Annotated in this window: 9 protein-coding genes; 4 read left to right on the top strand and 5 right to left on the bottom strand. The window is 66.0% G+C overall.

The features are described 5' to 3' along the window. Nucleotides 1–136: 136 nt before the first annotated feature. Nucleotides 137–1,666: a 2,3-bisphosphoglycerate-independent phosphoglycerate mutase gene (gpmI, locus tag HUK82_RS11310; protein ID WP_176614057.1), complete on the bottom strand. Its 1,530-nt coding sequence runs from the start codon at nucleotides 1,664–1,666 to the stop codon at nucleotides 137–139. Between the two features lie 138 nt (nucleotides 1,667–1,804). Between gpmI and msrB the strand changes: the two genes are divergently transcribed. Both msrB and upp read left to right on the top strand, forming a co-directional pair. After that, nucleotides 1,805–2,215, top strand: coding sequence for a peptide-methionine (R)-S-oxide reductase MsrB (gene msrB, locus HUK82_RS11305; RefSeq protein WP_176614056.1), 411 nt, complete (start codon nucleotides 1,805–1,807; stop codon nucleotides 2,213–2,215). Between the two features lie 41 nt (nucleotides 2,216–2,256). After that, entirely contained in the window at nucleotides 2,257–2,904 is a 648-nt protein-coding gene (upp, locus tag HUK82_RS11300) for a uracil phosphoribosyltransferase (protein ID WP_176614055.1), read from the top strand. Nucleotides 2,905–2,942: 38 nt separating this feature from the next. Here the strand turns inward: upp and HUK82_RS11295 are convergent, their stop codons facing one another. From HUK82_RS11295 to carA, 4 genes are all read right to left on the bottom strand, one after another. Next, complete coding sequence (locus HUK82_RS11295) at nucleotides 2,943–4,166, bottom strand: threonine ammonia-lyase (protein WP_176614054.1); 1,224 nt, start codon at nucleotides 4,164–4,166, stop codon at nucleotides 2,943–2,945. A gap of 66 nt (nucleotides 4,167–4,232) precedes the next feature. Continuing rightward, entirely contained in the window at nucleotides 4,233–4,706 is a 474-nt protein-coding gene (greA, locus tag HUK82_RS11290; RefSeq protein ID WP_176614053.1) for a transcription elongation factor GreA, read from the bottom strand. Between the two features lie 116 nt (nucleotides 4,707–4,822). Then, on the bottom strand, nucleotides 4,823–8,077 hold the full coding sequence (gene carB / locus HUK82_RS11285) for a carbamoyl-phosphate synthase large subunit (RefSeq protein ID WP_176614052.1): 3,255 nt from the start codon (nucleotides 8,075–8,077) through the stop codon (nucleotides 4,823–4,825). Nucleotides 8,078–8,095: 18 nt separating this feature from the next. After that, nucleotides 8,096–9,529: a glutamine-hydrolyzing carbamoyl-phosphate synthase small subunit gene (gene carA / locus HUK82_RS11280; RefSeq protein ID WP_176614051.1), complete on the bottom strand. Its 1,434-nt coding sequence runs from the start codon at nucleotides 9,527–9,529 to the stop codon at nucleotides 8,096–8,098. Between the two features lie 127 nt (nucleotides 9,530–9,656). On the opposite strand from carA, the gene HUK82_RS11275 reads away from it, so the two are divergent. Together HUK82_RS11275 and dnaG are read left to right on the top strand one after the other, a co-directional pair. Beyond that, entirely contained in the window at nucleotides 9,657–10,112 is a 456-nt protein-coding gene (locus tag HUK82_RS11275) for a GatB/YqeY domain-containing protein (RefSeq protein ID WP_176614050.1), read from the top strand. Nucleotides 10,113–10,115: 3 nt separating this feature from the next. After that, nucleotides 10,116–11,271: DNA primase (gene dnaG / locus HUK82_RS11270; RefSeq protein ID WP_176614049.1), on the top strand; the 1,156-nt coding region annotated here is incomplete at its 3' end.

Raw genomic sequence — 11,271 nt, 5'->3', positions numbered from 1 at the left:
CCCGTCGCGTGAGCCGACGGACCATGAGCGGCGCGAGAGGCGCGGCCGGACTCTGCGGGCGCCGGGGCGGCATGGCCGCCAACGATCGCCAGGGCTGTCGTGACGGCGAACAGCCAGCGGGATCGAGGCGGTGCGGTCAGCGGCGCTTGTCCAGAAGGGAAGCGCCTGTCATGGCGTCCGGCTGTGTCAGACCCATCAGGTCCAGAAGCGTTGGCGCCAGATCGGCCAGACGCCCGTCGTGTAGCCGTGTCCCCGGAACGCCGGTCAGTGCTACCGGAACCACGTTGAGCGTATGCGCGGTGTGGGGTCCACGTGTGACCTCATCGAACATCGTTTCGCAATTGCCGTGGTCGGCGGTGACCAGAAGGGCTCCGCCCGCACGGTGAATGGCGTCGACGATGCGCCCCAGTCCCTTGTCCACAGCCTCCACGGCCTTGATGGCTGCCGATAGAATGCCGGTGTGGCCGACCATGTCCGGGTTTGCGAAATTCAGGACGATCAGGTCGTAGACGCCGCTTTCGATTGCCGCGACGGCCTTTTCGGTTAGCTCAGGCGCGGACATTTCCGGCTGAAGGTCATACGTCGCAACCTTGGGCGACGGCACCAAGATACGGTCCTCACCGGGTAGCTGGGCTTCCCGGCCACCGTTCAGGAAATATGTGACGTGGGGGTATTTCTCGGTCTCGGCCATGCGCAGCTGACGAAGACCTGCGGCTGACACTACGTCGCCGAGCAGATCGTCCAGACTCTGCGGGGGAAAGAGCACGCCAATCCGCTTGGACAGCGTGTCGGAATAGTGTGTCATGCCCGCGACCGCCGCGAACGACACCACCCGGCCGCGCGCAAAGCCGTCGAACGCGGGTTCGACGAGCGCGTCCAGAAGCTGGCGGATGCGATCGGCGCGGAAATTGAACGATACGATGCCGTCGCCATCCTTCATGCCCGCATAGTCGCCGATCACCGTGGGCGGCATGAACTCGTCCGTGACCCCGGCGGCATATCCGGCAGTGAGAACCGACACCGGATCAGGCGCGCGAGGTCCTTCGGCGGACACCAGGACATCATAAACCTTCTGGACACGGTCCCAGCGCCTGTCGCGGTCCATGGCGAAATACCGTCCCGAGAGGGAACCGATGGACACGGCGGGTGGCAACGCCGACAACAGTTCAGCGACGAAGTCCTGTCCCGAATGCGGGGGCGTATCGCGGCCGTCGGTGAAGATGTGAAACGCGACCGGCACGCCGGCGTCGACCAGTATGCGGGCGAGGGCCACGGCGTGCGCCTGATGCGCATGAACGCCCCCCGTCGACACAAGGCCCATCAGATGACATGTGCCGCCGCTGGATTTGAGCGCATCGATAACCGTGCGCAGCGCGGGGGCGGCGGCGAGGCTGCCGTCGCGGGCGGCACGTGAAATGCGCGGCAGTTCCTGCATCACGACACGTCCCGCGCCGATGTTCAGGTGCCCGACCTCCGAATTGCCCATCTGACCTTCCGGCAGCCCCACATCCTCCCCGCACGTGCGCAGGAAAGCGCGCGGACCCTCCTGCCACAGACGATCGAAATGCGGGGTATCGGCAAGGCGCACCGCGTTGCTGCCATTGTCCTCGCGCCAGCCGAAGCCATCGAGGATGGCCAGCATGACAGGGCGTGGGGTGGTGGGCATCGCATTCCTCCTTGTGTCTTTTGGACATCATGCCATCTTTTCGGCGGCATGCGAACGGTGCCGTCGTCGCCGTCTTGATACGGGCGCGCGAGCACGCCATCTCGTCCCGTATTACGCACGACCGGAGGCCTTCAGACCATGACGGACTGTTCATCATCCACGGGTTGCGGTTCGACGCGCCCGCTTTCGAAACAGCAGGAACATATCTTGCGCGGCCACGGGACGGAGCGCCCGGGATCGAGTCCCCTTAACGATGAGAAGCGCGCGGGCGTCTATCACTGTGCCGGTTGCGGGCGTGCCCTGTTTGCGTCCGATACCAAGTATGAGAGCGGCAGCGGTTGGCCGTCCTTCTGGGATGCGCTGCCCGACGGCGTGGCCACGACGACCGATCGACGCCATGGCATGGTCCGGACCGAAGTCCACTGCGCGTCGTGCCAGGGCCATCTGGGCCATGTTTTCCCCGATGGCCCGCGCCCGACGGGGCTGCGATACTGCATGAACGGGCTGGCGCTGGATTTTCATCCGCGCGGGGATGCGTCAGCGTCATGATCAGGAGTGGCGCGGGGACGGGGCTTACGGTAGAGAGAGGCATGTCTACTGTCCCGTCCTCCGCCCAGATCGTCGTGCTGGATCATCCTCTGGTCCAGCACAAGCTGACGCGCCTTCGTCAGGCGCAGACTTCCACCGCCGGCTTCCGCCGACTGACGCGCGAGCTCAGCCTTCTGATGTGCTACGAGGCGACGCGCGATCTGGCGCTGGAGCCGGTGCGGATCGAGACGCCGCTCGAAGCGATGGAAGGCTGCCTGCTGTCGGGCAAGAAGCTGTGCTTTGTGTCCATTCTGCGCGCGGGGAACGGCATCCTCGATGGGATGCTCGATCTCGTTCCCTCGGCGCGGGTCGGGCATATCGGCCTGTTTCGTGATCACGACACGCTCGAAGCCATCGAATATTACAAGAAGCTGCCCGACGATGTGGCCGAGCGCGATTGTATCCTCGTCGACCCGATGCTCGCCACTGGTCACAGCGCCGCCGCGGCCATCGCGCGCGTCAAGGACGCGGGCGTCCGGAACATCATCTTCGTGTGTCTGATCGCGGCTCCCGAAGGGATACGTCATCTGTCCGAGACGCACCCAGACGTGAAGATCGTCACCTGTGCGGTCGATCGCGGCCTTGATGATAACGGGTATATCCGGCCGGGCATCGGTGATGCCGGCGACCGTCTGTTCGGGACGAAATGACGAAAACGGGGGCGCGATGGACGCCCCCGTGCGCCCTGTCAGAATTTGTCCAGCCGCAGGTCGGTGGCCGCGCGGCGGACGCTGTAGGTAGTGCGCAGCTCGGCCTCGATATCGGCGGCATGGGCGGCGTCGCGCGATTCGATCACCACCTCCAGAACGGCGGCCTGCACGGACGGCGCGGTGAACAGGCGTTGGTGCAGTACTTCGATAATATTTCCACCCGCGCGGCCGATCTTGGTCGCGATGTCGGCCAGTACGCCGGGACGGTCGGGAATTTCGAGCAATAACCTCAGCAGACGGCCGTCGCGCAGCAACGAGCGCAGCAGTGTGTTGGCCAGGATGCGGCTGTCGATATTGCCGCCGGTCACCGGAATGGCGACGCGCTTGCCCGCAAACAGGTCCGGATTGCCGATCACGGCGGCCAGTGCCGACGCGCCTGCGCCCTCGCTGATCTGCTTGGCGCCCTCGGCCATGGCGGTGATGGCATCCTCCACCGACGTTTCCGAGACGACGAGCACCCGGTCCAGGGCGCCGCGTAATACCGCCAAGGGTTGCCGCCCGATCTGCATCACAGCGATACCCTCGGCGATCGTAGCCCCCCCCTGGGGCACGACCTCAGGTCCCGGAAATCCGGAAAGCGACGAAAACGCCTCGACCTGAACGCCGATGATTTCAACGTCGGGATACAGGGCGCGCGCGACCACGGCGCAACCGGACAGCAATCCGCCGCCGCCGATCGGCATGACGAGGGCGTCGAGCGGCCCGGCGTCCTCGAACAGTTCGAGGGCGAACGTGCCCTGTCCGGCCATGACCGCCAGATCATCGTAGGGATGGACGAAAACACGGCCTTCGCGCTCGCACAGGTCGTTCGCGAAGGCGGTGGCCTCGGCGAAATTTTCCCCTTCCAGAACGACGCGAACGCCCCAGGCCGCCGTGCGCGTCACTTTGGCCGACGGCGTGAAGCGCGGCATGACGATCACCGCGTCGATCCCCAGTAGGCTGGCGTGACGGGCGACTCCCTGTGCGTGGTTACCGGCGGACACGGTAATCACGCCGCGCGCGCGTTCCTCGGGCGTCAGCAGGGCGAGCTTGTTAGCCGCGCCGCGTTCCTTGAACGATCCCACGGCCTGAAGATTGTCGAGCTTGAGAATAATCTCCGCACCCGTCATCCGTGACAGGGTGTGCGAAGGAAGGGTGGGCGTACGGAGCACGCGCCCTTCGATCCGCGCGGCGGCGGCGCGGATGTCCTCAAGCGTCAGCATGGAAACTCGTCAGGTCGGGAGCCGTGGCTCCGGGTGAAGGCTGGCGTTTACCGGCCGGGCAGGGGATCAGCTGTAGAGAACCGACAGGATTTCGTAGCTGCGGTCGCCTCCGGGGGCCGGAACGGAGACGGAGTCGCCCACGCTTTTGCCGATCAGCGACTTCGCCAGCGGCGAGGAGATCGACAGCAGGCCCTGCTTGATATCGGCTTCGTGCATGCCGACGATCTGGTAGGCGGATTCCTTGTCCGTCTCCTCATCGACCAGCTTGACCTTGGCGCCGAACTTGACCTGATCGCCCGACAGGGTCGACGGATCGATAACTTCGGCCGTGGAGACGATCTCCTCGAGTTCGAGAATACGCCCCTCGATGAAGGACTGGCGTTCGCGCGCGGCGTGGTATTCTGCGTTCTCGGACAGGTCGCCGTGGCTGCGCGCTTCGGCGATCGCGCGAATAACGGCCGGGCGGTCGGTGCCCTTGAGGCGCCGCAGCTCGTCCTCGAGGCGGGTGAGACCGTTGGCGGTCATCGGAATCTTCTGCAAGGCAAGTCCCCGCAATGCGTGCGGCCGGGAGACAGGACTGCCCCCGGCGCGGTGTTGAAGGTGCACTATGAGACGACAGGCCGCCGCGCGGGCCGACCGCGCGGTTGTCTGTCGCCTCAGAACGATCCGCTAAAGTAGGATTGCAGCGGCGCAACTTCAAGCGCTCCGTCGCGCATTGCCGAAATCGCGTAGATCGCGGCACGCGCGCCGGCGATGGTCGTGTAGTGCGGAATGCCCATCGTCAGCGCCGAGCGGCGGATGTCGAAGCTGTCGGCCACCGCCTGCGCGCCCTGCGCCGTGTTGATGACAAGCTGCACCTCGCCGGACCGGATGGCGTCCACGCAATGCGGACGACCTTCCAGAACCTTGTTCACCTGGCGGACCTCGACCCCGGCCTCGCGCAGTTTCGCGGCCGTCCCGCGTGTCGCCATGATCGAAAAGCCCATTTCCGCGAGGCGCCGTCCCAGCGCGCCGATCTGGCTCTTGTGCCCTTCGCGCACCGACAGGAACACGGTGCCGGAGGCCGGAAGCCTGACCCCCGCGCCCAGCTGCGATTTGGCGAACGCCCGCTCGAACGAGGCATCCAGTCCCATGACCTCGCCGGTCGAGCGCATCTCCGGGCCGAGGATCGTGTCCACGTCGGGGAAACGGTTGAAGGGGAACACCGCCTCCTTGACCGCCACGTGTGGCGCGATCGCCCCGCCATCGAGGCGGAAGCCGGACAGGGGCGCACCGGCCATCACCCGCGCCCCGATCTTGGCCACGGGCACGCCTGTCGCCTTGGCCACGAACGGCACGGTGCGCGAGGCACGCGGGTTGACCTCCAGCACGAAAATGTCCTGATCCTTGATCGCATACTGCACGTTCATCAGGCCGACGATGCCCAACTCCCGCGCCATTGCCGTCGTCTGGGCCTTGAGTTCGGTCACAATCGCGGGCGACAGGGTGTAGGGCGGGAGCGAGCACGCGCTGTCGCCGGAATGGATGCCGGCTTCCTCGATATGTTCCATCACGCCGGCGACGTAGACGTCGGTCCCGTCGGCGATGCAGTCGACATCCGCCTCGATCGCGTCCGACAGGTAGCGGTCGATCAGGACCGGCCCGGACGCGACGTCGACACCGGCCAGTTGCAGGGCCACGCGCATGTAGCGCTGCAGTGCCACGCGATCGTAGACGATCTCCATCGCGCGGCCGCCCAGCACATAGGACGGGCGGATGACGACCGGATAGCCGATACGGTCGGCGATATCCTCGGCCTCGGCTGCCGTGCGGGCGATGCCGTTGGCGGGCTGGCGAAGGCCGAGGCCCTGCAGAAGCGCCTGAAAGCGTTCGCGGTCTTCGGCCCGGTCGATCGCGTCCGCTGGCGTGCCGAGCAGCGGAATACCGGCTTTTTCCAGTGCATGGCTCAGTTTCAGCGGCGTCTGGCCGCCATACTGCACGATGCAGCCCTTCACCGGGCCACCCTGCTGTTCCTTGTGGATCAGCGCGATCACATCCTCCGCCGTCAACGGCTCGAAATACAGGCGATCGGAGGTGTCGTAGTCTGTCGAGACGGTTTCGGGGTTGCAGTTGACCATCACCGTCTCGAACCCGGCCTCGCGCAGGGCATAGGCGGCGTGGACACAGCAATAGTCGAACTCGATCCCTTGGCCGATCCGGTTCGGACCGCCGCCGAGGATGATGATCTTCTCGCGCTCGGTCGGGCGGCTTTCACACACGGGTTCGCCAAATCCGGCGCCGTAGGTCGAGTACATATACGGCGTGTCGGACGCGAACTCGCCCGCGCAGGTGTCGATGCGCTTGTAGACCGGCAGCACCCCAAGACGCGTGCGCAGACGGGCGATTTCGTCGGCCTGCGTGCCGGACAGGCGCGCCAGCTGGATGTCGGAGAATCCCATGCTCTTGAGGTGCCGCAGACCGCGCGCGTCGCATGGCAGGCCGTTCGTCTGCACGGACTGCTCGGCCGCCACGATGTCGGCCAACTGACGCAGGAACCACGGCTCGAAACGGCATGCCTCAGCGATGTCCTCGACGCTCAGGCCGCCACGCAGGGCCTGCGCGGCCATCAGGATACGCTCCGGACGGGGCTGCGACAGGGCGGCGCGGAAGGCGTCGGGGCCCCCGTCACCCGGGTTTTCCACCGGATCGAGGCCGTGCAGGCCGGTCTCCATCGAACGCAGGCCCTTCTGCAGGGCCTCGGCGAACGAGCCGCCGATCGACATGGCCTCGCCGACCGACTTCATCGAGGTCGAGAGCAGCGCCGGAGCGCCGGGGAACTTCTCGAACGTAAAGCGCGGGATTTTCACCACGACATAGTCGATGGTCGGCTCGAACGACGCGGGGGTCGTGCCCGTGATGTCGTTGGCCAGTTCATCAAGGGTGTAACCGACAGCGAGCTTGGCCGCGATCTTGGCAATCGGGAATCCGGTCGCCTTCGATGCCAGGGCCGAGGAACGCGACACGCGGGGGTTCATCTCGATCACCACCATGCGGCCGTCGACCGGATTGACGCCGAACTGCACGTTCGAGCCGCCGGTCTCGACCCCGATCGCACGCAGGCACGCCAGCGAGGCGTCGCGCATGCGCTGGTATTCTTTGTCGGTCAGCGTCAGGGCAGGGGCGACGGTGATCGAATCGCCGGTATGGACGCCCATCGGATCAATGTTCTCGATGGAACATACGATGATGCAGTTGTCCGCCCGGTCGCGAACGACCTCCATCTCGTACTCTTTCCAGCCGAGCACGGACTCCTCGACCAGAACCTCGGTCGTGGGAGAGGCTTCGAGGCCGGACGAGACGATCTGATCGAACTCTTCCCGATTATACGCGATGCCACCGCCCGAACCGCCCATGGTGAAGGACGGGCGGATGACGGCCGGCAGACCGACCTCGGCAAGCGCCGCACGGGCTTCGGCCAACGTGTGAGCGATCATGCTGCGCGGGCTTTCGATGCCGATCGCATCCATGGCTTCGCGGAATTTCTGCCGGTCTTCGGCGCGGTCGATCACTTCGGCGTTTGCACCGATCAGTTCGACACCCTGGGCCTTCAGAAAGCCGGAGGCGTCCAGTGCCATTGCCGTGTTCAGCGCGGTCTGGCCGCCCATCGTCGGCAGGATCGCGTCGGGCTTTTCCTTCAGAATGATCCGTTCGACGAACTCCGGCGTGATCGGCTCGACGTACGTCGCATCGGCCAGACCGGGGTCGGTCATGATTGTGGCGGGGTTCGAGTTGACTAGGATGACCCGGTAACCCTCTTCCCGGAGGGCCTTGCAGGCCTGGGCGCCGGAATAGTCGAATTCGCAGGCCTGACCGATCACGATCGGGCCGGCACCAATGATCAGGATGGAGCTGATGTCTGTCCGTTTGGGCATGGGGCTGGCTTTCTGCGATCAGGCGGAGGGAACAAGGCCGGAGACAGGCTGGCTGTCGCCTGCGTGCACACGGTCCATCAGGGCCACGAAGCGTTCGAACAGATGGAAACTGTCCGACGGGCCTGGGCTGGCTTCGGGATGGTATTGCACCGAAAAGGCGGGAAGGGTCTCGGACGCGATACCTTCGTTCGATCCGTCGAACAGCGAGGTATGGGTGACGCGCACGCCGTTGGGCAGGCTTGCCTCGTCGACAGCGAAACCATGGTTCTGGCTGGTGATTTCCACACGGCCCGTCGAGAGGTCCTTGACGGGCTGGTTGGCGCCGCGATGACCGCGCGCGAGCTTGTAGGTCCGCGCACCCAGCGTCAGCGCCAGCAACTGATGCCCCAGGCAGATACCGAACACCGGCAGGCCGCGGTCCAGCAACGCCCGGATCGTCGGCACGGCATAGACGCCGGTTGCCGCCGGATCGCCGGGACCATTGGACAGGAAAATGCCTTCGGGGTCGTAGCCAAGGATCTCGTCCGCCGTCGCCGTCGCCGGCACCACCGTCACGTCGCAGCCCACGGCCGTCAGGCAGCGCAGGATGTTGTGCTTGGCGCCGTAATCGATCGCCACCACCCGGCGTCGCTTCATCGGACCGTCCTGACGTCCTTCCGGCCAGGTCCAGGTGCCTTCGCTCCACCCATAGGCCTTGTCGCAGGTCACCTCACGGGCGAGGTCCATGCCGTCCAGTCCGGCCCAGGCCCGTGCCTGGGCGGTGAGGGCGCCGATGTCGAAGCGGCCATCGGCGGGGAAGGCAAGCACGGCGCTCTGCGGACCACCGTCGCGGATGCGCAGGGTGAGCGCGCGCGTATCCACGCCGCTGATGCCCGGAATGGCACGGGCCTTCAGCCACGCATCCAGCGCCGCCGTCGCCCGCCAGTTGGCCGGCTGGGTCACGTCCTGCCGCACGACTAGGCCGCGCGCGGCAACCCCCCGGGCTTCATCGTCCAGCGAATTGGTGCCGACATTGCCGATATGGGGAAAGGTGAAGGTGATGATCTGACCTGCGAACGAGGGGTCGGTCAGCGTTTCCTGATAGCCGGTGAGGCCGGTCGAAAAGCAGATTTCCCCGACGTTCAGGCCGTCGCGGCCCGCGGCCGTGGTATGGGCGCCGAACCCGCGTCCCCACAGGACCGTGCCATCGGCGAGCACCAGAACGGCGGTGGCGCCTTCGGGAACGGTGTCAGGGGCGGGCTGGTTCATGCTCGCGGTCTCCGCTTGGGATGGGGCAGTGTGAAAGGCAGCCATATCGAGACCGGCTTCACGCATCAGGATGGGCCAGTGGCGGGTCGGGATCGCCCTGGTCTGGCGCCACTTGCGAATGGCTTCCAGACCGACGCCGGTCAGTTCGGCGACGCGGTCCAGGCCGCCGGCCTTCTCGATTATGGTCTCGACTGTCTGCGACATGGTGTATGCCTCCGGTTGCGCGCTATGTAGCAGTCCGAGGTAGGTGTGGGAAGAAATTTCCCAGCCCCTGTTGTGTCTTTGCGGTGGGAAAAATTTTCTCCCTACCCGTCATTCCAAGGAGTTTCCGATGTCCCTGCGTGCCCGTCTGATGGACGACCTCAAGACCGCGATGAAGGCTGGTGAGAGCGCGAAGGTCGCCACCATCCGTATGATCACGGCCAAGCTGAAGGACGCCGATATCGCCGCGCGCAGCAAGGGTGTGGACACCATCGGTGATGACGAGGCCGTCGGCGTGCTGCGTGGCATGGTGAAGTCGCGCATCGAATCGGCCACTCTCTACCGTCAGGGCGATCGCCTCGAGCTTGCGGATAAGGAAGAGGCCGAGATCGCGCTGATCAAGACCTATCTGCCGCCTGAACTCGATGAGGCAGCGCTGGAGGCCGCCGTGGCGGAGGCGATCGCCCAGACAGAGGCTGTGTCGATGAAAGATATGGGCAAGGTCATGGGCGCCCTGAAGGTCCGGTTCGGCGCGACGCTCGACCTCGGCCGCGCCAATGGGCTGGTCAAGGCCCGCCTGTCCTGACCCATGGCACTCGACCCGGCCTTTCTCGATGAGTTGCGGGCCCGGCTGCCGATCGCCTCGGTGATCGGGCGGCGGACCAAGCTCATTCGCTCGGGCCGTAATTGGAAGGCATGTTGTCCGTTTCACGGCGAGAAGACGCCGTCGTTCCACGTTTATGACGACCATTTCCACTGTTTCGGCTGCGGGGCGCACGGGGACGTCATCTCGTTCGTCATGCAGTCCGAGGGGCGGTCGTTCCCCGAGGCGGTGGAGCAACTGGCCGGCGAAGCCGGGCTGGAAGTGCCGCGCCAGACCCCCCGGGAGCGCGAGGTCGCCCGCGAAAGCCGTACGCTGGGCGAGGTTCTCGCGCTGGTGCAGGCATCCTGGTCGCGTCGCCTGCGGGCGCCGGAGGGGCGTTCGGGTCTGGACTACCTCTATCGGCGCGGCCTGACGGACGAGACGATCGAGGCGTTCGGGATCGGCTGGTCGGGCGATGGGCGTGGCGCCCTGACCGACGAACTGCGTGGTCACGGCATCACGTCGGAGCAGATGTCGCAGGCCGGCGTCATGCGCGCCGACGAACAGGGACGCCCGAAGGGCGAGCTGTTTTTCGGCCGCGTCACGTTCCCCATTCATGACCGGCGCGGGCGGCTGGTCTCGTTCGGGGGTCGTATCCTGGGCGACGGACAGCCCAAATACCTCAATGGCCCGGAGACGGCCCTGTTTTCCAAGCGTCGGACACTGTTCGGGCTGGATCGGGCCCTGACGGCCATCAAGGCCGCCCGTCCACGTGAAGCCCGGGCGCCCGACCTGATGGTGGTCGAGGGCTACATGGATGTGATCGCCCTGCATCAGGCGGGTTTCCCCGGCGCCGTGGCGCCCCTCGGCACGGCCCTCACCGAGGAACAGATGGAGGCACTCTGGCGGGTCGCCCCCGATCCGGTGCTCTGCTTTGACGGCGACGCGGCGGGCGGTCGGGCGGCTGCGAAAGCGGCGACGGTCGGGCTGCCGATGCTGTCGCCGGACCGCACGTTGCGGTTCTGCGTACTGCCACCGGGTGAAGACCCCGACAGCCTGGTCCGCCTGCGCGGCGCGGACGCGATGCGCGACGTTCTGGCATCGGCACGGCCGATCAACGATGCCCTGTTCGACCTGTTGCGCGCCGGGCTGCCCGCCGATG

The sequence above is a fragment of the Ameyamaea chiangmaiensis genome (genome assembly GCF_013376175.1).
Lineage (GTDB): Bacteria > Pseudomonadota > Alphaproteobacteria > Acetobacterales > Acetobacteraceae > Ameyamaea > Ameyamaea chiangmaiensis.
The sequence above is the reverse complement of the archived record's forward strand: the minus strand, read 5'-3'. Positions and strand labels throughout refer to the sequence as shown.